Below are 24,949 nucleotides of genomic sequence, written 5' to 3'. Positions count from 1 at the left end.
TAAATTATAATTTAATTAATTGATTAGTCTGCAAGATACGAATACAGCGATAAAAAAACGAGGAATAATTTATAATATAACAAGTAATTCACCTAAAACGTTTTCGAAAAAATAATTAATCTGCAATAATAATAACAATTAAGCATAGTCTTAACGAGATAGAAGTCAGCGGTTATCTAAAATCAAATTTATAAGCTAAACTAAAAGTGAATAAGGATAAGCTAGAACCCCAATCTAGGTCATAATTTCCCATCACAAAGTTTCTGCCTTTAAATTTGCGGCTTGAATAATGTAAAAGTATCATAAAACCTTTATGTTGAATACCAGAACCGACACCTAATCCAACAGAAGATTGTGGGTTATCCAGCACTGGATCGATAGCCCTATTGGTGTTGAGAAACATGACTTTCGAATTTACATGCAAATTGTATTCAATACCAGCATTTAAGAAAAATTTGGTCTTGTGGGTTGGATAAAAGTAATAATTCAAAGCTGGATAAAAAGTTAATGCATTATAATCGATCTTTAAATCCGCTGAATAGTTATCAAAAATTTCTTTGCTAATACTAGCTGATTCATACGACGTTTTTAAAAGTACAGACCATTTATTGTATCCTCCTGAAAAAACGTATTCGAAATTGACTCCAATTTTCGGCGTGGTTAGATTGATTTCTGTATCACCTGCATTTAAACCTGAATTAACTCTCAAAGCACCATGCGAAATACCTATTTCAGGGAAAATTGTAATAAAACTATTTGATTTTTCTTTGCTAGATAGCAACTCATAATTTACATTTTTGCACTGATTATATCTTTTAAATACATCAATCAAATCTTTTTTCTTATAATCTACATAATTGTAAAAGTGAATATCATTATTACTACAATTAATATCTAAATATAATTGCTGCTTATAATGTTGATTTTCTTTCACAAGCTGTCCTGTTGATCTATATCTTTTATAAATTAGCTGTTTAATACTATCCATCGATCTAATTGAGTAAAAGTATCTCGTAACATCTGGTCTTTCAAAAGAATAAAGTGAGCCCGCACCCTTTAAAATTACACGAAGCAAAATAGAGGTCTTTTTGAAATTTGGATTTTTATTAGTACTGATATTTTTTATATCATCCGAAGAGGTGTCAAAATCTACTATCGCCCGAACGAACTGAAATTTACCAACTGTCAATTTCTTTACAGAGTCACTTGGAATCACTTGAAAAGCATCCTCATATCTATTCTTAATCCTAAAACTTCTCGGAGTATATACCCAATCTTTATTTTGTATTAAAACATTTAATGTTTTTCCTGAATTAAAGACAATTTCTCCATTATCCAATTTGTCCTGCGAATAAAGTGGAATCCCAATAAGAATAATTAGCAAAAAAGCATAGTTTTTCAACATTTCTATTATTTCAAATTAAAACTCTAAAATAACTAATTTCTAACACAACCGTTGTTTAGAACGATTTTCTTACAATATTATCAAAAAAAAGAGGCAGGTTGCGCCTAAGGACTTATTTTATTATAAACGATTAGACTTTGTAAAACAATAAAATTCAGATATTAAAAAAGCCGGAAATAATTCCCGGCTTTTCAATTCTTATGCTTTTGCCTGCTTTATACGATCTATAAATTCATCAAATAAATAACTTGCATCGTGAGGTCCAGGACTTGCTTCTGGGTGATATTGCACAGAGAAACAGTTTTTATTAATCATTTGCAAACCTCCAACAGTACCATCATTTAAGCAAATATGGGTAATCTCTACGTTAGGATGTGATTCGGTCGCTTCCTTATCCACAGCAAAACCATGATTTTGAGAAGTGATCTCTCCTTTTCCGGTTTTCAAATTTTTAACCGGGTGATTTATTCCTCTATGCCCATGATGCATTTTATAGGTAGGGATGCCATTTGCCAATGCAATAATTTGATGCCCAAGACAAATACCAAATAACGGATGATCTTTCTCTATAATATCTTTAGCTACTTGAATTGCTTTTTTTAGAGGCTGAGGATCTCCAGGACCGTTAGATAAGAAATATCCATCAGGATTCCATTCACTCATTTCTGTATACGTTGCATCATAAGGGAAAACCTTAACGTAAACGTCACGTTGCGCAAGATTTCTAAGAATATTTCTTTTAATACCTACATCGAGTGCAGCAACTTTATAAGTAGCGTTTTCATCTCCAAAATAATATGGCTCTTTAGTAGAAACCTTTGAAGCCAACTCTAATCCATTCATATCTGGCACTTCAGCTAACTGAGCTTTCAAAGCTTCAATATTATCCACATCTGTAGAAATAATAGCGTTCATTGCTCCATTTTCACGAATATAGGTTACCAGTGCACGAGTATCTACATCTGAAATTGCAAATAAATTGCTATCATTTAAAAACTCTTCTAAAGTTTGATCTGCAGCCGGTCTTGATTGATCATAACTAAAGTTTTTGCAAATCAAACCAGCAATTTTTGCTCCGTCAGATTCATTTTCCCCTTCATTCGTACCATAATTACCTATATGGGCATTAGTGGTAACCATTAATTGACCAAAATAAGATGGATCTGTAAAAATTTCCTGATATCCGGTCATTCCTGTGTTGAAACAAACTTCTCCTACGGCGCTACCTTCTTTGGTACCAACTAATTTTCCATGAAAAATAGTTCCGTCTGCTAATAAAATGATGGCTTTCTTTCTTGTTTGATACTTCATACTAAAAAAATAATACGATCTAAATTTAAGGAATATTAAAAATGAATGCTAATTAGATATAAAAAAAGGACAAACCCAGCGAGTTTATCCTTTTAAAATTATCGATAGTAAAGAATCATTTATTCTTCTTTTTTATCTTCTTTTTCTTCTTGCTTTGTATCTTCAGCTTTTGGAGCCTCAGTCTCAGCAACGTTTTTCTTACCAGCTCTACGAGTTGACTTCTTCTTAGCAGGCTTATTAACGTTGTAAGTTTCGTTAAAATCTACTAATTCGATCATCGCCATATCAGCGTTATCTCCTAGACGATTACCTAATTTGATAATTCTAGTATATCCCCCTGGACGATCTCCTACTTTAGGAGCTACTTCACGAAATAATTCAGTAACCGCATATTTGTTACGTAATTTACTGAAAACGATTCTTCTATTGTGAGTAGTATCTTCTTTAGACTTAGTTACTAATGGCTCGATAAAAACTTTTAAAGCCTTTGCTTTAGCCACAGTAGTATTGATGCGCTTATGCTCAATTAGTGAAGACCCCATGTTAGCCAACATCGACTTACGATGAGCGGTCTTTCTACCTAAATGATTTATTTTCTTTCCGTGTCTCATTACTATTCTTTTTAGAGTAATTCACTAGCGTGAATTAGTCCTTATCTAATTTATATTTTGAAAGATCCATACCAAAGTTTAATCCTTTGTTACTTACAAGCTCTTCTAGCTCTGTTAAAGACTTCTTACCGAAGTTACGGAACTTCATAAGGTCATTTTTATTGTAAGAAACAAGATCACCTAAGGTATCAACTTCAGCCGCTTTTAAACAATTTAATGCTCTAACTGAAAGATCCATATCTACTAATTTAGTTTTTAGTAGCTGTCTCATGTGAAGAGATTCTTCATCATAAGTTTCAGTTTGAGCAATTTCATCAGCCTCTAACGTAATTCGCTCATCAGAGAACAACATGAAATGGTGAATTAAAGTTTTGGCAGCTTCAGTTAATGCATCTTTAGGATGAATAGAACCGTCGCTGATAATTTCAAAAACAAGTTTTTCATAATCAGTTTTCTGTTCTACACGATAGTTTTCAATACTATATTTTACATTCTTGATTGGAGTGTAAATAGAATCTGTAAAAATCGTTCCTAAAGGAGCATTGGCCTTTTTATTTTCTTCTGCCGGAACATAACCTCTACCCTTTTCGATAGTAATTTCCATATTGATATTTACCTTACTATCAAGATGACAAATCACTAAATCAGGATTTAAAACCTGAAAACCAGAGATAAACTTCTGGAAATGACCAGCGGTTAGTTCTTCTTCACCAGAAACAGAAATTGTAACGGCTTCGTTGTCTATTTCATCAATTTGCCTTTTGAATCTTACTTGTTTAAGATTCAATATTATTTCTGTTACATCTTCTACAACTCCAGGAATTGTTGAGAATTCGTGATCTACACCTTCGATACGAACCGAAGTGATCGCGAATCCCTCTAAAGATGATAACAGCACTCTTCTTAAAGCGTTACCAACGGTTAACCCATATCCAGGCTCTAAGGGACGAAATTCAAATTTCCCCTCAAAATCTGTAGAGTCAATCATTATAACTTTATCGGGCTTCTGAAAATTTAGTATTGCCATATTACGACTTCTGTGAATTATTATTTCGAATATAATTCGACGATGAATTGTTCATTAATGTTTTCTGGAATCTGAACTCTTCCAGGTACTGAAACAAACGTTCCTTGTTTAGTTTCGTTATTCCAAGTTATCCATTCGTAAACACTGCTATTATTAGCTAATGAATCTTGAATAACCTGTAGAGATTTAGATTTCTCTCTTACACCAACAACATCACCTGCTTTCAATTGGTAAGAAGGAATATTAACTAACTCTCCATTAACAGTAATATGTCTATGAGAAACAAGTTGTCTAGCGGCTCTTCTTGAAGGAGCAACACCTAACCTAAAAACAACATTATCTAATCTTGATTCACAAAGCTGAAGTAAAACCTCACCAGTAATACCTTGTGAGCTAGTAGCTTTTTCGAACATATTTCTGAACTGACGCTCTAATATACCGTAAGTATATTTAGCTTTTTGCTTTTCCATTAACTGGATAGCATATTCAGATTTCTTTCCTCTACGACGGTTGTTACCGTGCTGTCCTGGAGGATAATTTCTTTTTTCAAAAGATTTATCATCTCCAAATATAGCTTCACCAAATTTACGAGCTATCTTAGTCTTTGGACCAGTATATCTTGCCATTTAAAATTGATTTATGAAAGAGGGATTATGAATTAAGGCATAAGTCCTTCGATAATCGTAATTTCCTCTTCTAATTATATAATTAATTATACTCTACGTCTTTTAGGAGGACGACAACCATTATGAGGTAGTGGAGTTACATCAACGATTTCCGTAACCTCAATACCACTGTTATGAATTGATCTGATAGCAGACTCTCTACCATTACCAGGTCCTTTAACATAAACTTTCACTTTACGCAACCCAGCTTCGTGTGCAACTTTAGATGCATCTTCAGAAGCTAACTGTGCTGCATAAGGAGTATTTTTCTTTGATCCTCTGAAGCCCATTTTCCCAGCTGAAGACCAAGAAATAACATCTCCCTTTTTGTTAGTCAAAGAAATGATAATGTTATTGAAAGAAGCAGTAACATGAGCTTCCCCAATAGACTCAACGTTTACTTTACGCTTCTTTTGAGTTGTTTTTGTTGACTTTGCCATATCACTTACTTATTATTTAGTTGCCTTTTTCTTGTTAGCAACAGTTTTTCTTCTACCTTTTCTAGTTCTAGAGTTGTTTTTGGTTCTTTGACCTCTTAATGGCAACCCAGATCTATGACGAATACCTCTGTAACATCCAATATCCATTAGACGTTTAATACTCATCTGAACTTCAGTACGTAATTCTCCTTCGATTGTGTAGTTACCTACAGCTTCACGGATACGACCAATTTCGTCATCGTTCCAGTCTGAAACTTTCTTACTCTCATCAACTTTAGCTTCAGCAAGTATATCCTGAGCCCTGCTTTTACCAATTCCGAAGATATAGGTTAACGCTATAACTCCTCGCTTTTGTTTAGGTATATCTACCCCTGCAATTCTTGCCATAATTAGCCTTGTCTTTGTTTAAATCTAGGATTCTTTTTGTTAATCACGTAAAGGCGCCCTTTTCTGCGTACAATTTTACAGTCGGCACTTCTTTTCTTTATTGATGCTCTAACTTTCATCTTTCTAGTTTTTTATAAACGCCAGATGCAAAAATAAAATTCACATAAGGCTTTTTGCCTAATAATTTTTTCAGGATGCAAAAGTAATAAAAAAATTATTAATAGCTTAATTTACTTCTTAGTATCTGTAAGTTATGCGAGCCTTACTTAAATCGTAAGGACTCATTTCCAATTTCACCTTATCTCCTGGCAATAATTTAATGTAATGCATACGCATCTTACCAGAGATATGAGCGGTCACAACGTGACCGTTTTCTAACTCTACACGAAACATTGCATTAGACAATGCTTCGATTATCGTTCCATCTTGTTCAATTGCTGGTTGCTTTGCCATAATTAAGCTACTGCTTTTCTGTTTTTACCCGTTTTCATTAATCCGTCATAGTGTCTATTCAACAGATAAGAGTTTACCTGCTGCATAGTATCGATTGCAACTCCAACTAAAATTAATAGTGAGGTACCTCCAAAAAACAATGCCCAACCTTGTTGAACACCTAACAACTTCACAATTATTGCAGGGAAAATTGCAATAATTGCTAAAAATACAGATCCAGGAAGTGTAATTTGAGACATAATACGATCTAAATACTCAGCTGTTTCAGTTCCAGGACGAATTCCAGGAATAAAACCACCGCTTCGTTTTAAATCATCTGCCATTTTATTTGTTGGTACTGTAATCGCAGTATAAAAATAAGTGAATACTATAATCAATAAAGCGAAAACTAAATTATACCAAAAACCAAAAATATCACTAAATGCAGCCGTAACACCCTGAGCCGCATCAGAATCTGAAAGACCAGCCAATGCCACCGGGATAAACATAATAGCCTGAGCAAATATAATTGGCATTACCCCTGAAGCATTAAGCTTTAAAGGTATATACTGTCTTGATCCAAATACATTCTTCTCATATCCACCAGTAGCAGATCTTCTTGCATACTGAACTGGTATCTGACGAACAGCCATTACCAACATTACAGCAGCTAAAATAATTGCAAACCAAATCGCAAACTCAATCAATACCATAATAAGACCACCGCTACCATCAAATCTTGAAGCGAATTCCTGAAGGAATGCCTGAGGTAGTGTAGCAATAATACCTACCATAATTAAAAGAGAAATACCATTACCAATTCCTTTATCTGTAATCTTCTCTCCTAACCACATAGCGAAAATCGTCCCTGTAGTAAGAATAATTACTGAAGAAATGATGAAAGATAAACTATCACCTAAAAGGAAAGCATTTTGTGGCAATGTATTAAACAGGTTATAAATATAACCCGGCCCTTGAACTAAGGTAATTGCTATGGTTAACCATCTGGTAATTTGATTTATTTTTTTACGCCCACTTTCACCTTCCTTTTGCAGCTTTTGTAAATAAGGAATAGCTATCCCCATCAACTGAACCACAATAGAAGCCGAAATATAAGGCATAATACCTAATGCAAAAATTGAAGCATTAGAAAACGCCCCACCAGTAAATGCATTAAGCAATCCTAATAAACCGCCATCAGTTTGATTTGCTAAGTTTGCTAATTGACTAGCATCTATCCCAGGAAGTACAACCTGAGTTCCAAAACGATAAACTAAAAGTAAACCGAGGCTTACTAAAATACGGTTTTTTAGCTCCTCGATTTTCCAAATATTTTTTATAGTATTGATGAATTTCATTTGGCTATCTATTATAAAGTAACAACTTCACCTCCCGCAGCTTCTATAGCTTCTTTGGCTGAGGCCGTAAATTTATGAACAGATACTTTTAATTTAGCCTTTAATTCACCTCTACCTAAAATTTTAACTAGATCATTTTTTCCAGCCAAACCGTTTTCTACAAGTACACCTAGATCTACCGTATCCTTAACTTTACCATTATCTACTAATAATTGTAAAGTATCTAAGTTAATACCTTGATATTCTTTACGGTTTCTGTTATTAAAACCAAATTTTGGTACACGGCGTTGAAGTGGCATCTGCCCTCCTTCAAAACCTATCTTCTTAGAGTAACCAGAACGTGATTTAGCCCCTTTGTGACCACGAGTAGCAGTCCCACCTTTACCGGATCCTTCTCCACGGCCAACACGCTTATTGTTACTTTTAACTGAACCCTTTGCAGGTTTTAAGTTACTTAAATCCATGTAAACCTATTATTTTGTTTCCTCTACAGAAACTAAGTGTTTAACTTTATTTATCATCCCAAGGATGTTAGGGGTATCCTCATGTTCTACAGCATGTCCCATTTTTCTAAGACCCAATGCCTCTAAAACTCTTTTTTGATTCTGAGTTCTATTAATAGCACTTCTTACTTTAGTAACCTTAATCTTTGCCATCTTATCCTTGATTTTATCCTTTGAAAAGTTTCTCTAACGTGATTCCTCTTTGTTTAGCAACAGTTTCTGCACTTCTTAATTGAAGTAAAGCATCAAATGTAGCCTTCACAACATTATGAGGGTTAGAAGAACCTTGGTTCTTAGAAAGTACATCATGAACCCCTACAGATTCCAAAACCGCACGAATTGCACCACCAGCAATAATCCCGGTACCAGTTGCAGCAGGTAAAAGTAAAACTCTCGCTCCACCATATTTACCTTTTTGTTCGTGTGGTAAAGTACCTTTATGTAAAGGAATACGCACTAAATTCTTTTTCGCATCTTCTACGGCTTTAGAAATAGCATCGGCAACCTCTTTAGATTTACCTAAACCATGTCCTACAACACCATTTTCGTCACCAACAACTACTATGGCAGAAAAACCAAATGCTCTACCACCTTTAGTAACCTTAGTAACACGTTGCACTCCTACCAAACGATCTTTTAATTCAAGACCTCCTGGTTTTACATGTTCTACGTTTTTATAATCTTGATACATATCTTCTTAGAATTTTAGTCCTCCTTCACGAGCACCATCCGCTAATGATTTAACTCTACCGTGATACAAGTAACCTCCTCTATCGAATGAAACCACTTCTACTCCAGCCTTTTTTGCTCTATCTGCCAAATTTTTCCCAACTAATTCAGCGATTTCACTTTTTGTACCTGAAGCATCACCTATTTCTTTATCTCTAGAAGAAGCCGCAGCTAAAGTTTTTCCAGCTACATCATCTATAACCTGAGCATAAATCTCTTTATTACTTCTATATACAGATAATCTTGGACGGCTTTCAGTTCCGCTAATATTCTTTCGAATACGCTTTCTTATCTTTAATCTTCTTTTTTCTTTTGAAAATGCCATAACTAAACTTTATTAAGCTGATTTACCTGCTTTTCTTCTAATTATTTCTCCTTTAAACTTAATACCTTTTCCTTTGTAAGGTTCTGGTACTCTGAAAGAACGAATCTTTGCAGCAACCTGTCCTAAAAGTTGTTTGTCATGAGAAGTTAGCTTAACCACCGGATTCTTACCTTTTTCAGATATTGTCTCCACTACAACTTCTGGAGCCAAATCTAAAACAATATTGTGGGAGTACCCAACAGCTAAATCTAATTTTTGTCCTTGATTAGAAGCTCTATAACCAACACCTACTAATTCTAATTCTTTAGTAAAACCATTAGTTACACCTTCAATCATATTACTAACTAAAGCACGATAAAGACCATGCTTAGCCTTTTGATCACTTTTATCAGAAGAACGCTCAAAAGATATCACATTATCTTCGATATTGATATCTATGTCGCTAATTTCTTGCTTAAGTTCTCCTAATTTTCCTTTTACCGTTACAAAACCATCTTTAAAGTCTACATTAACACCTTCTGGAATTGTAATTGGGCTTTTACCTATTCTTGACATCTTTTCTTAATTTTAAGAATTAGTAAACGTAACACAATACTTCACCACCAACATTTTCTGCTCTAGCCTGCTTGTCTGTCATTACTCCGTGAGAAGTACTGATGATAGCAATTCCTAAACCATTTAATATACGTGGTAATTCTCCAGCACCGGCATATTTACGTAAACCAGGTTTACTTATTCTCTGGATATCTTTTATTACAGAGTCTTTAGTATCTTTATCGTACTTAAGAGCTATTTTGATAACACCTTGCGCAGTACTATCTTCAAATTTGTAACTTAAGATATATCCTTGATCGAATAAAATCTTAGTAATTTCTTTTTTAACATTAGAAGCAGGAATTTCAACAACTCTATGATTTGCTGCTACTGCGTTTCTAATACGCGTTAAAAAATCTGCAATTGGATCTGTATTCATTTATATTAATTTGCGATTATGGTTTTCCTAGAAAAGGAACCTATAATCAATTTATAATTTACCAACTAGCCTTCTTAACTCCAGGGATTAGACCATTGTTAGCCATTTCTCTAAACATTACACGAGAAACACCAAATTGTCTCATATACCCTTTAGGTCTACCAGTTAGCTTACAACGATTATGCAAACGTACCGGAGAAGAGTTTTTTGGTAATTTTTGTAAAGCTTCAAAATCGCCAGCTTCTTTCAAAGCTTTTCTTTTTTCAGCATACTTATCTACCAATTTTTGTCTCTTAACCTCACGGGCTTTCATTGATTCTTTAGCCATGTCTTAATTCTTTTTAAAAGGTAAACCTAGTTCTGTTAATAAAGATTTCGCTTCTTTATCGGTATTTGCTGTAGTTACAAAAGTAATATCCATACCCGCAATTCTATTTACAGCATCGATATCAATTTCAGGAAAAATTATCTGCTCAGTAATTCCTAAGTTATAATTTCCTCTACCATCAAAACCATTAGCTTTAATTCCATCAAAATCACGTACACGTGGCAACGCCGATGTAATTAATCTATCTAAAAATTCGTACATTCTATAACCACGTAAAGTCACTTTTGCACCAATTGGCATTCCTTTACGTAATTTAAACGTAGCAACATCTTTCTTAGAAATAGTCGCAACAGCCTTTTGACCAGTAATTGCAGTTAATTCATCTACTGCATGGTCAATAAGTTTTTTATCTGCTACAGCACCACCAACACCACGGCTTATAACGATTTTCTTAAGCTTTGGCACTTCCATTACATTACTGTAACTATATTCTTCTACAAGAGATGATTTAATTTTGTCATCATACTCTTTTCTAAGTCTTGGTACGTATGCCATAACTATATTACTTCATTTGATTTTTTAGAAAATCTCACCTTTATCCCATCTTCCTCTTTATAACCAATTCTGGTTGCTTCACCATCTTTAGTTACTAAAGAAAGATTAGAAATATTAATTGGAGCTTCTTTCTTTGTAATTCCTCCTTGTGGATTAGAAGCGCTAGGCTTCTCATGTTTAGAAATTGTATTAATTCCTTCCACAATTGCTTTATTCTTGTCTGGAAATACCTTTTGAACCTTACCTTGCTGACCTTTATGATCACCTGCGATAACTAGAACTGTATCTCCTGATTTTATTTTAAGCTTTGTCATCTTTTTAATGTATTAAAGCACTTCAGGTGCTAATGATACAATTTTCATGAATTGCTTATCACGAAGTTCTCTTGCTACAGGACCAAAAACACGTGTTCCGCGCATTTCTCCAGCCGGGTTAAGTAATACGCAAGCATTATCATCAAATCTTATATAAGATCCATCAGGTCTGCGTACTTCCTTTTTGGTACGAACAACAACTGCCGTAGAAACCGCACCTTTCTTAATGTTTCCATTTGGTGTAGCCTCTTTAACGCTGACAACAATCTTGTCTCCAACAGAAGCGTATCTTTTCTTTGTACCTCCTAATACTCTAATTGCTAAAACCTCTTTAGCCCCAGTATTATCTGCTACTTTTAGTCTAGACTCTTGTTGTACCATAATTACTTCGCTCTTTCAATTATTTCTACTAATCTCCAACATTTAGATTTACTCATAGGACGAGTTTCCATGATCCTTACAGTATCCCCTTCGTTGCAGTCGTTTTTTTCGTCGTGAGCTACATACTTCTTAGTTTTCAATACGAACTTTCCGTACATAGGGTGCTTTACTTTTTTAACTTCAGAAACCACTATAGACTTCTGCATCTTATTACTAGTAACTACACCTATTCGCTCTTTTCTTAAATTTCTTTTTTCCATCTTTCAGCAGAATAACACTTATTGTTGTTCTCTTTTAGTTAACTCGGTAGCTAATCTCGCTATACTTCTCCTTACAGATCTTAACTGTATTGGGTTCTCCAATGGCGAAACAGCGTGAGCCATTTTTAAATCTGCATATGCTTTACGAGATTTACCAAGCTCTTCCTGCAATTCTGCAACAGACAATTCTTTTACTTCTGATTGTTTCATAATACAAAAATTATTCTTGATAATCTCTAGCTACGATAAATTTAGTTTTTACCGGCAGTTTTTGTGCTGCAAGACGCAATGCCTCTTTAGCAGTTGCCAAAGGCACACCACCAATTTCAAACATAACTCTTCCAGGTTTCACAACAGCAGCCCAGTATTCTACAGCTCCTTTACCTTTACCCATACGAACCTCAAGAGGCTTTTTAGTGATAGGCTTATCTGGGAATATCTTAATCCACAGAGAACCTTCCCTTTTCATATAACGGGTAGCAGCAATACGAGCAGCTTCGATTTGACGTGCCGTAACGAAACTAGAATCAAGAGACTTGATCCCAAAAGTTCCATTTGAAAGACGATGCCCTCTCTGAGCAACCCCTTTCATGCGCCCCTTCTGTTGCTTACGATATTTCGTTCTTTTAGGTTGTAACATTTTTCTTTACTTTAAATTACTTTCTACGACGTGACTTATTACCACTTCGCCCGGAACTCTTACCACCCTGCTTTTTAGCTAAACCAACAAGCGGAGATAATTCTCTTTTTCCGTAAACTTCACCTTTCATGATCCATACTTTAACACCTAACCTACCATAAGTAGTATGTGCTTCAACCAAAGCATAATCAATATCGGCCCTAAAAGTAGACAAAGGAATTCTACCATCTTTATATGCCTCAGAACGTGCCATTTCAGCTCCATTTAAACGACCTGAAATTTCGATCTTAATTCCTTCAGCATTCATCCTCATTGCAGCCGCAATAGCCATTTTAATCGCACGACGATAAGAAATTCTATTCTCTATCTGTCTTGCAACGCTAGCACCAACAAGATGCGCATCTAGTTCTGGCCTTTTGATTTCAAAGATGTTAATCTGAACCTCTTTATCTGTGATCTTCTTAAGCTCTTCTTTAAGCTTATCTACCTCTTGACCACCTTTCCCAATAATAATACCAGGTCTAGCAGTAGTGATAGTAACGGTTACAAGCTTAAGGGTACGCTCAATTATTACCCTAGATACACTCGCTTTAGAGAGGCGAGCATGGATGTACTTTCTAATCTTATCGTCTTCGGCTAATTTATCACCGTAGTCATTTCCTCCGTACCAGTTGGACTCCCATCCTCTAATGATACCAAGGCGATTACCGATTGGATTTGTCTTCTGTCCCATACTCTTCTTAGCTTTGTGTATTATTGTTTTCGCCAAGCACTAATGTAACGTGATTGGATCTTTTTCTAATTCTGTGTGCACGACCTTGTGGAGCAGGACGAAGTCTCTTAAGCATACTTCCTCCATCTACACGAATCTCTTTCACAAACAACTCAGCATCCTCAAGACTAGCATCTTCGTTTTTTGCCTGCCAATTAGCAATAGCTGACAATAACAACTTCTCTAAACAACCAGCAGCCTCTTTTTGACTGAATTTTAAAATATGAAGCGCTTTTTCTACTTTTTCACCTCTAACTAAATCTGCAACTAAACGCATTTTTCTAGGTGAAGTAGGGCAGTTATTTAACTTAGCAAAAGCTGTCTGCTTCTTAGCTTCTTTTATTTGCTCTGCTCTTTCTTTTTTACGAACTCCCATAGCTTCAATTATTTTTTACCTTTATTTTTCGCACCAGCATGCCCTCTAAAAGAACGAGTTGGTGAAAATTCTCCTAACTTATGACCTACCATATTCTCAGTAACATAAACAGGAACAAACTGCTTTCCATTGTGTACAGCAATGGTTTGCCCAACGAAATCTGGTGTAATCATTGAAGCTCTAGACCAAGTTTTGATCACAGCTTTTTTACCAGACTCTACATTATCAGCTACTTTTTTCTCTAGTTTATAGTGAACGAAAGGTCCTTTTTTTAATGAACGTGCCATACTCTATTATTTCTTTCTACGTTCTACAATATATTTATTACTCGCCTTTGTTCTTGTACGGGTTTTAAAACCTTTTGCAGGTAAACCTTTTCTAGAACGAGGATGACCTCCTGAAGCTCTACCTTCACCACCACCCATTGGGTGATCGATTGGGTTCATAGCTACTGGTCTAGTTCTTGGTCTGATACCTAACCAGCGTTTTCTACCAGCTTTACCAGAAATCTGTAACTGATGATCACTGTTAGACACCGCTCCAATCGTAGCTAAACATACAGAAAGCACTCTTCTAATTTCTCCAGAAGGCAACTTAACAGTTGCATACTTTCCTTCTCTCGCTAACAACTGAGCAAATGCACCAGCACTACGTGCCATTACAGCACCTTGACCAGCTCTCAATTCGATACAAGAAACAATTGTTCCTAAAGGAATGTTTGCTAAAGGCATTGCATTCCCGATTTCAGGAGCTACTGCTTCATTCGAAGAAACAATATTTTGACCTACCTGAAGACCATTTTGAGCAATAACATACCTTTTCTCACCGTCTTGATAATTCAATAAAGCAATAAAGGCCGTTCTGTTCGGATCATATTCAATTGTTGCTACAGTTGCAGGAACACCATGTTTATCGCGTTTAAAATCTACAATTCTGTAACGTCTTTTGTGACCACCACCTTTATAGCGCATGGTCATTTTACCTTGACTGTTTCTACCGCCTGACTTTTTTAACGGAGCAAGTAAAGACTTCTCCGGCTTATCAGTAGTAATGGCGTCAAACCCATTAACTACTCTAAAACGCTGCCCAGGAGTAATTGGCTTTAATTTTCTTACTGACATTTTTTAATCTTAAAGATTACTGTATAAATCAATAGTTTCACCTTCCGCCACCTGTACCATAGCTTTCTTATAAGCTTTAGTTTTACCAGTGATCATCCCAGATTTTGTATATCTGGTTTTACGATCTGGACGGACGTTAATTGTACGAACAGAAGTTACTGAAACGCCATAAGCAGATTCTACTGCATTTTTGATTTCAATCTTATTCGCCTTATTACTTACCTCAAAAGAGAAACAATTTTTCAATTCACTTTCTGCGGTAGCTTTTTCTGTAATAATTGGTTTTATTAAGATACTCATAACGCTCATTTAACTTAAATTCGACTCTATTCCTTCTAGAGACCCTTCTAAAAACACAATACTATTTGCATTTAATATTTTGTAAGTACTTAATTCTGAAACACTTACAACTTCAGAGCCTTTTAAATTACGTGACGACAAATATACGTTTTTATTTGACTCACCCAACACTATAAGAGATTTTTTCTCCTGAATACCAATGGCTTTCAAAACTTCAATGAAATTTTTTGTCTTTGGAGTATCGAAAGAAAAATCCTCTACAACAGTTATCGCTTTATCATTTGCTTTAATAGATAAAGCAGATTTTCTAGCTAAACGCTTTAAGGTTTTATTCAATTTAAAACCATAATTTCTTGGGCGAGGACCAAAAATTCTACCACCACCTCTAAAAACAGGAGATTTAATACTACCTGCTCTAGCAGTACCTGTACCTTTTTGCTTTTTAAGCTTACGAGTAGAACCAGTTATCTCTGCACGTTCTTTTGCTTTATGCGTACCTTGTCTTTGATTAGCAAGATATTGCTTTACATCTAGGTAAACAGCATGCTCATTAGGCTCTATCCCAAAAACAGCATCAGAAAGGTTGACCTTTCTACCTGTTTCTTTTCCTTTAATATCTAAAACTGCTACTTCCATTACTTTCTAATGATTACGTAAGAGTTTTTATGCCCTGGAACACATCCTTTAACTACTAAAAGATTTTTCTCAGCAACTACTTTTAAAACTCTAAGGTTTTCAACTTTTACTTTTTCACCGCCCATTCTTCCAGCCATACGCATACCTTTAAATACACGTGCAGGATAAGAAGCAGCACCAATAGAACCAGGAGCTCTTAAACGGTTGTGCTGACCGTGAGTAGATTGACCTACACCACCAAAACCATGTCGCTTAACAACACCCTGGAAACCTTTACCTTTAGAAATACCTGAAATATCAACAAACTCACCTTCATTGAAGTGCTCTACATTGATAGTATCTCCCAATTTATAATCCCCTTCAAATCCCTGGAATTCAACGACCTTTTGTTGCGCAGCAACTCCCGCTTTTTTAGCATGCCCTGTAGCAGCCTTATTTGCAGTCTTTTTGTCATCGAAACCAAGTTGAAGCGCTTCGTACCCGTCAACCTCATTGGTTCTGACTTGGGTAATTACACATGGACCAGCCTCTATAACAGTACATGGGATATTTTTCCCATTCTCGTCAAAAATACTAGTCATGCCTATTTTTTTTCCTATTAACCCAGACATAATTATTATTTATTATTACTTATTTATTAAAAAAACAGGACAGAAAAATACTTCTGTCCTGAATGTATCTTTCCCGTTTTTCCCTTGCGAAACGCTTAGGACATTTTACCTATCTAAAAAAATTAAATAGGTCTTTTTATGATCACACTTTAATCTCAACTTCTACACCACTAGGAAGCTCTAATTTCATTAAAGCATCAATAGTTTTAGAAGAAGAACTATAGATATCAAGCAATCTTTTGTAAGAGCTTAGCTCAAACTGTTCTCTAGATTTCTTGTTTACGTGAGGAGATCTTAATACAGTAAATATTTTCTTGTGTGTTGGAAGTGGAATTGGACCAGTTACAACAGCACCAGTAGTTTTAACTGTTTTTACAATCTTCTCAGCAGATTTATCCACTAAATTATGATCGTAGGATTTTAATTTTATTCTGATTTTTTGACTCATTACCCTAAAATTATTCGTTAGATCCCCCTTTAGCAGCTTTAATAACCTCTTCAGATATATTAGAAGGTGTTTCAGCATAGTGAGAGAATTCCATAGTTGAAGTTGCTCTACCTGAAGAAAGTGTTCTTAATGTGGTAACATATCCAAACATTTCTGCCAATGGAACATCAGCTTTTACAATTTTCGCTCCAGATCTATCAGACATATTATTAACCTGACCTCTTCTTCTGTTAAGGTCACCTACAATATCTCCCATGTTTTCCTCCGGAGTTACAACTTCCATTTTCATAATTGGCTCAAGAATAACAGCTCCAGCTTTTTTAGCAGCAGCCTTGAATCCCATTTTAGCAGCCAATTCGAAAGACAATTGATCAGAATCCACAGGGTGGAAAGATCCATCCTTAAGAGTCACTTTTAAAGTATCCACCTGGAATCCAGCTAAAGGACCATTTTTCATAGCTTCCTTAAATCCTTTTTCCACAGAAGGAATAAATTCTTTAGGAATACGACCTCCTTTAATCTCATCAACGAATTGAAGACCTTTACCTTCAAAACTTTCATCTACTGGCCCCATTTCAAATACGATATCTGCAAACTTACCACGACCACCAGATTGCTTCTTATAAACCTCTCTGTGCTCTGCAGCTCTAGTAACAGTTTCTTTATATTCTACCTGAGGCTGACCTTCATTAACTTCTACTTTAAATTCCCTCTTTAAACGATCAACAAGAATTTCGATATGAAGCTCTCCCATTCCTGAAATTACAGTCTGTCCTGAAATCTCATCAGTTTTAACCTGGAAAGTAGGATCTTCTTCAGCAAGCTTAGCTAAAGCCATACCCATCTTATCAACATCTGCCTTTGTCTTAGGCTCTACCGCAATACCAATTACAGGCTCTGGGAAAGACATTGACTCAAGAATAATTGGCTTATCTACATCTGTTAAAGTATCACCCGTTTTTATATCCTTAAATCCTACAGCCGCTCCAATATCTCCAGCCTCGATCTTATCGATAGGCTCTTGTTTATTAGAGTGCATTTGATAAATTCTCGAAATACGCTCTTTCTTACCAGAACGAACATTAAGCACATAAGAACCTGCATCTAAAGTACCAGAATAAACTCTAAAAAATGCTAAACGACCAACGAAAGGATCTGTAGCAATTTTAAAAGCTAAAGCTGAGAATGGAGATTCAACATTAGGCTTACGACTTTCTTCTTCTCCGGTATCTGGATTCTCTCCAACAATTGCATCTACATCTACAGGAGAAGGCAAGTATCTCATTACCGCATCAAGCATAGCTTGAACTCCTTTATTTTTAAATGCAGAACCACACATCATTGGAATGATAGACATATCACAAGTTGCAGCTTTCAAAGCAGCTATAATTTCATCTTCAGTGATAGAATCTTCATCTTCAAAGAATTTCTCCATTAAAGCCTCATCATATTCCGCCACAGCCTCAACAAGTTCTGCTCTATATTTATCTACATCAGCCTGTAACTCTTCAGGAATATCGATAGTCTCATAAGTCATACCCATATCCTCTTCATTCCAGATAATTGCTTTCTTAGAAATTAGATCCACAACCCCTTTAAAATCCATCTCTTCCCCAATCGGAACTTGTAATGGAACAGGATTACCACCTAACATCTCTCTTACCTGACGACAAACGTTAAAAAAATCTGATCCCTGACGGTCCATTTTATTAACAAAACCTAATCTAGGAACACGATATTTATCTGCCTGTCTCCACACAGTTTCAGACTGCGGCTCTACACCATCTACCGCTGAAAACAAAGCTACCACACCATCTAAAACACGAAGTGAACGCTCAACTTCAACTGTAAAATCAACGTGACCAGGAGTATCAATGATATTCACAGTGTACTCGTGACCATTGTATGGCCATGTACAATGTGTAGCAGCAGATGTAATTGTGATTCCACGCTCCTGCTCTTGCTCCATCCAGTCCATCGTAGCAGCACCATCATGAACTTCTCCAATTTTGTGACTGATACCTGTATAATAAAGGATACGCTCTGTTGTTGTTGTTTTACCAGCATCAATATGAGCAGCAATACCTATATTTCTTGTAAATTTTAAATCTCTTTGTGCCATTTTATTTAGAATCTAAAGTGAGAGAATGCTTTATTCGCTTCTGCCATTTTGTGAGTATCTACTCTTTTCTTAACAGCAGCACCTTCTTCCTTAGCAGCAGCTAAAACTTCTGCAGCCAATTTAGCGGCCATAGTTTTTTCATTTCTCTTACGAGCAAAACTAATTAGCCATTTCATTGCAGTAGAAACCTTTCTATCTGGTCTAATTTGCATTGGAATTTGGAAAGTTGCACCTCCAACCCTTCTACTTCTAACTTCAACATGAGGCATAACATTTGAAAGAGCATCTTTCCAGATCTCTAAAGCTGTTTTCTCCTCATCTTGTTTCTTCTCCTCTACGATAGCAATAGCATCGTAAAAGATTTTAAAGGCAATAGATTTTTTACCATCCCACATCATCATGTTAACAAAACGCGTAACAAGTTGATCATTAAACTTAGGATCTGGCAAAAGTGGTCTTTTCTTAGCCTGTCTTTTTCTCATTTCTTTACATTAAAAAGTTTAATAAATTACTTCTTAGGGCGTTTTGCACCGTACTTAGATCGACGCTGAGTTCTACCCTCAACACCAGCCGTATCTAAAGCACCACGAACAATGTGATACCTTACACCTGGTAAATCTTTTACCCTTCCGCCTCTAACTAATACTATCGAGTGCTCTTGTAGATTGTGTCCTTCACCTGGTATGTAGGCGTTAACCTCCTTACCGTTTGTCAACCTAACCCTAGCTACTTTTCTCATAGCAGAGTTTGGCTTCTTAGGAGTAGTTGTGTACACACGAGTACAAACACCCCTTCTTTGAGGGCACGAATCTAAAGCAGCCGATTTACTCTTCTTAGTTATCTTGGCTCTTCCTTTTCGTACTAATTGTGAAATTGTTGGCATAATTTCTTTTACAATAATTATTAATTTAAACCACCTTCTTTAAAAAAGGTGCGCAAAGGTAGAAATAAATTTCAAGTATTCAAACAGTTAGAGTAAAAAATAAAAAGACATTGAATTTCTTACACTTATCTTATAAAACACACTCAAATGTTAAAATAAATGTTATAAAAATCTAAAAATAAATATTGCAATTGTTAATTATTCAAAAACTAACAAATTTTAACATCCTTTCCCTGCACTCTAGCAATCAAACAGATAGGCAAGAAAATTAACACAAAACCAAACTACAGAGCCGTATACCTTGCCTTCGAGGTTTGAATTCCTAGTCATTTATTATCACTTTTGACACTGGCTAATTCAAACAAATTCAAAATGAAAACAAATCTAAGTAGTATTCTAACACTACTCTTAGTGTTAGTTGCGCACATCTCGTTTGCGCAAGAAAAAACTGTTTCGGGTAATGTCACCGATGAAGATGGAATCCCCCTACCAGGGGTTACTGTCCTTGTTAAAGGCACAAACACCGGAACCCAAACTGATTTTGACGGTAATTATTCCATTACCGCCAGTAATGGTGATATACTTGCTTTTTCTTTTATAGGAATGGAAACAATAGAGTTTACCGTTACTAACAATGACAACATTGATGTTACTCTAAAAACAGATTCTGCACAACTAGACGAAGTAGTAGTAACCGCTCTAGGTATTGAGAGAGAGAAGAAGTCTTTAGGTTATGCCACTCAGGAGGTAGCAGGTAACGAAGTTTCAGATGTTCCTCAAGCTAACTTTGTAAATTCACTTCAAGGTAAAGTTTCAGGTTTACAAGTAAAACCTTCTGGAACAATGGGTGGTTCTTCCAATACTGTTATTAGAGGTTATTCCTCATTAACCGGATCTAACCAAGCTCTTTATGTTGTAGATGGAATTATTATAGACAACTCCAACAACAACACTTCAGATCAACAAGGTGGTAGAGGTGGATATGATTATGGAAATGCAGCTACAGATATTAACCCTGCAGATATTAAATCTATTAACGTACTAAAAGGTGCTGCCGCATCTGCTTTATACGGATCTAGAGCTTCCAATGGTGCGATTATTATCGAAACTAAAAAGGGACAAAAACAAAAAGGAATTGGTGTTTCTATTAACTCAACTATAATGGTTTCTGAAGTTAACGACAACACTTTACCTAAATACCAAAAACAATATGGTGCTGGTTACGGGCCATTTTATAGTTCTTCTGATGGATTTTTTAACACTGCAGATGTTAATGGTGACGGAGTAATAGATGAAACCACTCCATTTACTGAAGATGCATCTTTTGGTGCAGCTTTCGACCCGAACAGAATGATATACCAGTGGAACTCTATTTACCCACAATTAGACACATACCAACAAGCTACACCTTGGACTGCAGGAGAAAATGACCCAAATAGTTTCTGGAAAACAGGAACCACAGCAATTAACTCTTTCGCAATTGATGGAGGTGGTGAAACTAACACATTCAGACTTAGCGTTACCAATTTCGATCAGGATGGCAACCTTCCTAATAGTTCTATAAAACGTAACACTGTTAAGTTTAGCGCAAGCCAGGATATTGTTGAAAATCTTACAGCCTCAACTAACATTACCTACATAAAGACAGATGGTAAAGGTAGATATGGTACTGGATATGATTCAGAAAACCCAATGCAACAATTCCGTCAATGGTGGCAAACTAATATAGACCTAAAAGAACAAGAACGTGCTTATTTTGCTACAAGACAGAATATCACCTGGAATCCAAACGGAATTAACAATCTTTCTCCAATATACTCTGATAATCCATATTGGACTCGTTATGAAAATTTCCAGACAGATACCAGAAATAGATATTTAGGTAGTTTTAACTTAAACTATGAGATAAGTGATGTTTTTAGTGTATTAGGACGATTCACTTTTGATACTTATGACGAACTAAGAGAAGAAAGAAGAAATGTTGGTAGTAGCGGTGTTTCTGGATATACCAGATATAACAACAGACAAGCTGAATACAACTATGATCTTATCTTGAATTTCAACAAAGATCTAGGAGAAGATTTTAATATTGACGGTAATATTGGTTGGAACTTAAGGAGACAAGAATGGAATAACATCTTCGCATCAACTAACGGAGGATTAAGAGTTCCAGGATTATACGCTCTTTCAAATACTTCATCACCTTTACTAGCTCCAGACGAATACGCGGCTGATAAATTAGTTGATGGTATCTATGCTAGAGCGAGTGTTGGATACAAAAACACTTATTACTTGGAAGGAACTATAAGAAGAGACCGTTCTTCTACTCTTCCTTCTGATAACAATACCTATTATTACCCATCAATTTCTGGAAACATTATTCTTTCAAGCCTAATTGATGTAGATTGGTTAAACTTCACAAAATTAAGAGCAAACTACGCTGAAGTTGGAGCTGACACAGATCCTTATAGAATTGCACAATATTACAGCCTACTTAACCCTTATGGAGATGCTGCCATGGCTAGTAATATCTCTTCTATTAATAATGCAAACCTTAAGCCTGAAAGATCTAAAGCTTATGAATTTGGTTTAGAAGCAGATTTCTTCAAAAGAAGATTAGGTTTTGATGTTACTTATTATAACAGCACAACTGAAGATTTGATTACTCCGGTAGATATTTCTAATGCTACAGGATTTAGTACTACAGTAAGAAATGCTGGTTCTCTAGAAAATAAGGGATGGGAAGTTCAATTGCGAGGTACTCCTATTCAAACTGAAAACTTCACCTGGAACATCACAGCTAACTGGACTAGAAACCGTAGTGAAGTTATCGAATTAGACGAAAGTCTTAATAATTTACCTTTAGCATCTCTTCAAGGAGGTATCACTATCGATGCAAGCCCGGGACAACCATACGGAGCAATTAGAGGTACAGATTATATATATGACGATGCCGGAAATAGAATTGTTGGAGCTGATGGTTATTATTTAACCTCTGATACCAATAACGAAATTATAGGTAATGTTCAACCAGACTGGATTGGAGGTATCCAAAACACCTTTAAGTATAAAAACCTTAGTTTAAGCTTCCTGGTAGACGCTCAAAAAGGTGGAGATATATTTTCTCTAGACACATGGTATGGAATGGCAACAGGTCTTTATCCAGAAACTGCTGGAAATAACGATCTTGGCAACCCTAAGAGAAACTATCTTTCAAATGGTGGTGGTGTAGTACTTCCTGGAGTTACAGAAAGTGGTCAACCTAACACCACAAGAATTCCTTTCCAAAATTCAAATGATAGTCCTTATGGATACACAAATGATGCTAACGCAGGACATGTTTACGACGCATCTTTTGTTAAATTAAGAGAAGTTAACTTAACCTATAATTTTGGCGAAAAGATCATTGGTAGCACTCCGCTAACAAACGCTTCTATTTCCTTAATAGGTAGAAACTTATGGATAATCCACAAAGAAATGCCTTATTCTGACCCAGAAGCTGGACTAAGTTCAGGTAATGTTCAGGGTTACCAATCTGGAGCATACCCTGGATTAAGAGAAGTTGGTGCTAGTCTTAAGCTTAACTTTTAATACGAAAACAAAATGAAAAAATATATATTATCTATATTATCAGTAGTTGTACTTTTTAGTTGTAGTGACGACAAGTATGAACGAATGAACGAAAACCCTAAAGATCCTTCAGATGTACCTGCTTCATTCTTATTTTCAAGCGCATCTAAAGAATTAATGGATCAGGTAACTAACCTAAATGTAAACAGAAACATATTTAGATTTGTAAGTCAGTATTTAACATCTACTACTTACACACAGGAGCCTAATTTCAACTTAACAGATAGAAACATCCCAGAAAGTCATTTTCTTATTTTATATAGAGATGTTTTAATCGACCTACAAGATGCAGCTATGACTGTTGAAGCTAATGAAGAATTACTTCCTGAAGATGAAGTACAAGCTAGGTTAGCACAGATTAAGGTTTTAGAAGTATACACTTGGCAATATCTTGTAGATACTTTTGGAGATGTACCATATACAGAAGCATTAGACACCGAAAATAATCTACCTGTATATGACGATGCACTTAGCATTTACGAACAATTAATCACAGACTTAACAGAAATCAATGATGATTTTTCAGGATCTGGATTTACAGGACAGGATCTAATATTTGATGGCGACATGGGTAAATGGCAAAAATTCTCTAACTCTTTATTGTTAAGATTAGGAATGAGGCTTACAGAATCCAACCCAGATCTTGCCAACTCTGCAATTACGGCAGCAGTTGCTAACGGGGTAATGACTTCTAATGAAGATAATGCATTATTTACTTACTTAGATTCCCCACCTAACACAAACCCGTTATGGGAAGATTTGGTTCAAAGTGGTAGATCAGATTATGTAGCTGCTAACACGATTGTAGACTACATGAATGATCTAGAAGACCCTAGAAGAACTGTATATTTTGACGAAAATTTAGGTGAAGGTACATTTAGTGGTGGAACTTATGGAGCTTCAAATTCATTCTCTCAATACACACATATTGGATCTGAATTTAGAGAACCAACTCACACGGGAATCCTTATGGATTATACTGAAGTAGAATTTTTACTAACTGAAGCTGCAGCACGTAATATAGGAGGAGTTACTAATCCCGAAGAACATTACGAAAATGCAATATCTGCTTCATTTGAATATTGGTTAGGGTCTACAGAGGGCGTTGATGCTTACTTAGCACAATCAGACGTTGCTTATTCCTCTAGCAACTGGGAAGAAATAGTTGCTCAACAATTCTGGATTGCAATGTTTGACAATGCTTTTCAAGGATGGTATGTATGGAGAAAATTCGATGCTCCTACTCTGAATATCCCAACTGTAACCGAGAACCCAATACCTTTAAGATTCACATACCCAATTAGAGAGCAAAATCTTAACTCTGCAAATTACGAAGCCGCATCAGATGCGATTGGCGGTGATTCACAGCAAACTCCTCTATTCTGGGATGTAAATTAAATTCAAAA

Annotated in this window: 36 protein-coding genes; 2 read left to right on the top strand and 34 right to left on the bottom strand. The window is 35.7% G+C overall.

Going from position 1 to position 24,949, the window contains the following annotated elements; genetic code table 11:
- Nucleotides 1–172: 172 nt before the first annotated feature.
- The 34 genes from IIF7_RS08890 to rpsL all read right to left on the bottom strand — a co-directional run bounded on the left by IIF7_RS08890 (nt 173) and on the right by rpsL (nt 19,913).
- A complete protein-coding gene (locus IIF7_RS08890; RefSeq protein WP_084841331.1) occupies nt 173–1,405 on the bottom strand; it encodes a hypothetical protein in 1,233 nt (410 codons plus the stop codon).
- 198 nt (nt 1,406–1,603) lie between these two features.
- Nucleotides 1,604–2,716, bottom strand: coding sequence for a glutamine-hydrolyzing carbamoyl-phosphate synthase small subunit (gene carA / locus IIF7_RS08885; RefSeq protein WP_084841330.1), 1,113 nt, complete (start codon nt 2,714–2,716; stop codon nt 1,604–1,606).
- 119 nt (nt 2,717–2,835) lie between these two features.
- Entirely contained in the window at nt 2,836–3,327 is a 492-nt protein-coding gene (gene rplQ / locus IIF7_RS08880; protein ID WP_084841329.1) for a 50S ribosomal protein L17, read from the bottom strand.
- 34 nt (nt 3,328–3,361) lie between these two features.
- Nucleotides 3,362–4,354, bottom strand: a complete 993-nt coding sequence (locus IIF7_RS08875; RefSeq protein ID WP_084841328.1) for a DNA-directed RNA polymerase subunit alpha — start codon at nt 4,352–4,354, stop codon at nt 3,362–3,364.
- A gap of 20 nt (nt 4,355–4,374) precedes the next feature.
- Complete coding sequence (gene rpsD / locus IIF7_RS08870) at nt 4,375–4,980, bottom strand: 30S ribosomal protein S4 (RefSeq protein WP_084841327.1); 606 nt, start codon at nt 4,978–4,980, stop codon at nt 4,375–4,377.
- An 86-nt stretch (nt 4,981–5,066) separates the two neighbouring features.
- A complete protein-coding gene (rpsK, locus tag IIF7_RS08865; RefSeq protein WP_084841326.1) occupies nt 5,067–5,459 on the bottom strand; it encodes a 30S ribosomal protein S11 in 393 nt (130 codons plus the stop codon).
- Between the two features lie 12 nt (nt 5,460–5,471).
- Nucleotides 5,472–5,846 (bottom strand): 30S ribosomal protein S13, encoded by a 375-nt coding sequence (rpsM, locus tag IIF7_RS08860; RefSeq protein WP_084841325.1) that lies wholly within the window; start codon nt 5,844–5,846, stop codon nt 5,472–5,474.
- A gap of 2 nt (nt 5,847–5,848) precedes the next feature.
- On the bottom strand, nt 5,849–5,965 hold the full coding sequence (gene ykgO / locus IIF7_RS08855; protein WP_010519235.1) for a type B 50S ribosomal protein L36: 117 nt from the start codon (nt 5,963–5,965) through the stop codon (nt 5,849–5,851).
- Between the two features lie 118 nt (nt 5,966–6,083).
- On the bottom strand, nt 6,084–6,299 hold the full coding sequence (gene infA, locus IIF7_RS08850) for a translation initiation factor IF-1 (RefSeq protein WP_013073244.1): 216 nt from the start codon (nt 6,297–6,299) through the stop codon (nt 6,084–6,086).
- Between the two features lie 2 nt (nt 6,300–6,301).
- Entirely contained in the window at nt 6,302–7,636 is a 1,335-nt protein-coding gene (secY, locus tag IIF7_RS08845) for a preprotein translocase subunit SecY (RefSeq protein ID WP_084841324.1), read from the bottom strand.
- 11 nt (nt 7,637–7,647) lie between these two features.
- On the bottom strand, nt 7,648–8,100 hold the full coding sequence (gene rplO / locus IIF7_RS08840; RefSeq protein WP_084841323.1) for a 50S ribosomal protein L15: 453 nt from the start codon (nt 8,098–8,100) through the stop codon (nt 7,648–7,650).
- A 9-nt stretch (nt 8,101–8,109) separates the two neighbouring features.
- Nucleotides 8,110–8,292 (bottom strand): 50S ribosomal protein L30, encoded by a 183-nt coding sequence (rpmD, locus tag IIF7_RS08835; RefSeq protein WP_084841322.1) that lies wholly within the window; start codon nt 8,290–8,292, stop codon nt 8,110–8,112.
- A gap of 13 nt (nt 8,293–8,305) precedes the next feature.
- Nucleotides 8,306–8,830: a 30S ribosomal protein S5 gene (gene rpsE / locus IIF7_RS08830; RefSeq protein ID WP_084841321.1), complete on the bottom strand. Its 525-nt coding sequence runs from the start codon at nt 8,828–8,830 to the stop codon at nt 8,306–8,308.
- A gap of 6 nt (nt 8,831–8,836) precedes the next feature.
- Nucleotides 8,837–9,193: a 50S ribosomal protein L18 gene (gene rplR, locus IIF7_RS08825; RefSeq protein ID WP_084841320.1), complete on the bottom strand. Its 357-nt coding sequence runs from the start codon at nt 9,191–9,193 to the stop codon at nt 8,837–8,839.
- Nucleotides 9,194–9,205: 12 nt separating this feature from the next.
- Complete coding sequence (gene rplF, locus IIF7_RS08820) at nt 9,206–9,748, bottom strand: 50S ribosomal protein L6 (protein ID WP_084841319.1); 543 nt, start codon at nt 9,746–9,748, stop codon at nt 9,206–9,208.
- Nucleotides 9,749–9,767: 19 nt separating this feature from the next.
- On the bottom strand, nt 9,768–10,166 hold the full coding sequence (rpsH, locus tag IIF7_RS08815; protein ID WP_084841318.1) for a 30S ribosomal protein S8: 399 nt from the start codon (nt 10,164–10,166) through the stop codon (nt 9,768–9,770).
- 58 nt (nt 10,167–10,224) lie between these two features.
- Entirely contained in the window at nt 10,225–10,494 is a 270-nt protein-coding gene (gene rpsN / locus IIF7_RS08810) for a 30S ribosomal protein S14 (protein ID WP_084841317.1), read from the bottom strand.
- Between the two features lie 3 nt (nt 10,495–10,497).
- The gene (gene rplE, locus IIF7_RS08805) at nt 10,498–11,049 is read right to left on the bottom strand and encodes a 50S ribosomal protein L5 (protein ID WP_084841316.1); all 552 of its coding nucleotides are present in this window, start codon (nt 11,047–11,049) and stop codon (nt 10,498–10,500) included.
- 2 nt (nt 11,050–11,051) lie between these two features.
- Nucleotides 11,052–11,363 carry a 50S ribosomal protein L24 gene (gene rplX, locus IIF7_RS08800; RefSeq protein ID WP_084841315.1) on the bottom strand — a complete coding sequence of 104 codons (312 nt, stop codon included), beginning with the start codon at nt 11,361–11,363 and terminating at the stop codon, nt 11,052–11,054.
- A gap of 12 nt (nt 11,364–11,375) precedes the next feature.
- Nucleotides 11,376–11,744 (bottom strand): 50S ribosomal protein L14, encoded by a 369-nt coding sequence (rplN, locus tag IIF7_RS08795; RefSeq protein ID WP_013073255.1) that lies wholly within the window; start codon nt 11,742–11,744, stop codon nt 11,376–11,378.
- A gap of 2 nt (nt 11,745–11,746) precedes the next feature.
- Nucleotides 11,747–12,004 (bottom strand): 30S ribosomal protein S17, encoded by a 258-nt coding sequence (gene rpsQ, locus IIF7_RS08790; RefSeq protein ID WP_013073256.1) that lies wholly within the window; start codon nt 12,002–12,004, stop codon nt 11,747–11,749.
- A gap of 18 nt (nt 12,005–12,022) precedes the next feature.
- Nucleotides 12,023–12,214 (bottom strand): 50S ribosomal protein L29, encoded by a 192-nt coding sequence (gene rpmC / locus IIF7_RS08785; RefSeq protein ID WP_084841314.1) that lies wholly within the window; start codon nt 12,212–12,214, stop codon nt 12,023–12,025.
- A 10-nt stretch (nt 12,215–12,224) separates the two neighbouring features.
- Nucleotides 12,225–12,644: a 50S ribosomal protein L16 gene (gene rplP, locus IIF7_RS08780; protein WP_084841313.1), complete on the bottom strand. Its 420-nt coding sequence runs from the start codon at nt 12,642–12,644 to the stop codon at nt 12,225–12,227.
- A gap of 16 nt (nt 12,645–12,660) precedes the next feature.
- Nucleotides 12,661–13,377: a 30S ribosomal protein S3 gene (rpsC, locus tag IIF7_RS08775; protein WP_084841312.1), complete on the bottom strand. Its 717-nt coding sequence runs from the start codon at nt 13,375–13,377 to the stop codon at nt 12,661–12,663.
- Nucleotides 13,378–13,384: 7 nt separating this feature from the next.
- Nucleotides 13,385–13,792: a 50S ribosomal protein L22 gene (rplV, locus tag IIF7_RS08770; protein ID WP_084841311.1), complete on the bottom strand. Its 408-nt coding sequence runs from the start codon at nt 13,790–13,792 to the stop codon at nt 13,385–13,387.
- A gap of 8 nt (nt 13,793–13,800) precedes the next feature.
- The gene (gene rpsS / locus IIF7_RS08765; RefSeq protein WP_084841310.1) at nt 13,801–14,079 is read right to left on the bottom strand and encodes a 30S ribosomal protein S19; all 279 of its coding nucleotides are present in this window, start codon (nt 14,077–14,079) and stop codon (nt 13,801–13,803) included.
- Between the two features lie 6 nt (nt 14,080–14,085).
- Entirely contained in the window at nt 14,086–14,913 is an 828-nt protein-coding gene (rplB, locus tag IIF7_RS08760; protein ID WP_084841309.1) for a 50S ribosomal protein L2, read from the bottom strand.
- Nucleotides 14,914–14,922: 9 nt separating this feature from the next.
- Nucleotides 14,923–15,213 (bottom strand): 50S ribosomal protein L23, encoded by a 291-nt coding sequence (gene rplW, locus IIF7_RS08755; protein ID WP_084841472.1) that lies wholly within the window; start codon nt 15,211–15,213, stop codon nt 14,923–14,925.
- Between the two features lie 9 nt (nt 15,214–15,222).
- The gene (gene rplD, locus IIF7_RS08750; RefSeq protein WP_084841308.1) at nt 15,223–15,849 is read right to left on the bottom strand and encodes a 50S ribosomal protein L4; all 627 of its coding nucleotides are present in this window, start codon (nt 15,847–15,849) and stop codon (nt 15,223–15,225) included.
- A complete protein-coding gene (rplC, locus tag IIF7_RS08745; protein ID WP_084841307.1) occupies nt 15,849–16,460 on the bottom strand; it encodes a 50S ribosomal protein L3 in 612 nt (203 codons plus the stop codon). The genes rplD and rplC overlap by 1 nt, the downstream gene beginning before the upstream one ends.
- Before the next feature lie 142 nt (nt 16,461–16,602).
- Nucleotides 16,603–16,908, bottom strand: coding sequence for a 30S ribosomal protein S10 (gene rpsJ / locus IIF7_RS08740; RefSeq protein ID WP_013073266.1), 306 nt, complete (start codon nt 16,906–16,908; stop codon nt 16,603–16,605).
- Between the two features lie 10 nt (nt 16,909–16,918).
- Nucleotides 16,919–19,030, bottom strand: coding sequence for an elongation factor G (fusA, locus tag IIF7_RS08735; RefSeq protein WP_084841306.1), 2,112 nt, complete (start codon nt 19,028–19,030; stop codon nt 16,919–16,921).
- 5 nt (nt 19,031–19,035) lie between these two features.
- Nucleotides 19,036–19,512 carry a 30S ribosomal protein S7 gene (gene rpsG / locus IIF7_RS08730; protein ID WP_084841305.1) on the bottom strand — a complete coding sequence of 159 codons (477 nt, stop codon included), beginning with the start codon at nt 19,510–19,512 and terminating at the stop codon, nt 19,036–19,038.
- Between the two features lie 26 nt (nt 19,513–19,538).
- Nucleotides 19,539–19,913: a 30S ribosomal protein S12 gene (gene rpsL / locus IIF7_RS08725; protein ID WP_010230128.1), complete on the bottom strand. Its 375-nt coding sequence runs from the start codon at nt 19,911–19,913 to the stop codon at nt 19,539–19,541.
- A gap of 372 nt (nt 19,914–20,285) precedes the next feature.
- Here rpsL and IIF7_RS08720 point away from each other — a divergent pair, with 372 nt between their 5' ends.
- Together IIF7_RS08720 and IIF7_RS08715 are read left to right on the top strand one after the other, a co-directional pair.
- Entirely contained in the window at nt 20,286–23,504 is a 3,219-nt protein-coding gene (locus IIF7_RS08720) for a SusC/RagA family TonB-linked outer membrane protein (protein WP_084841304.1), read from the top strand.
- Between the two features lie 12 nt (nt 23,505–23,516).
- Entirely contained in the window at nt 23,517–24,941 is a 1,425-nt protein-coding gene (locus IIF7_RS08715) for a SusD/RagB family nutrient-binding outer membrane lipoprotein (protein ID WP_084841303.1), read from the top strand.
- The last annotated feature ends 8 nt before the right edge of the window (nt 24,942–24,949 follow it).

The sequence above is a fragment of the Zunongwangia atlantica 22II14-10F7 genome (assembly GCF_002094855.1).
Classification (GTDB): domain Bacteria; phylum Bacteroidota; class Bacteroidia; order Flavobacteriales; family Flavobacteriaceae; genus Zunongwangia; species Zunongwangia atlantica.
Note: the sequence above shows the minus strand (reverse complement) of the source record. Positions and strands in the feature narration are given on the sequence as shown.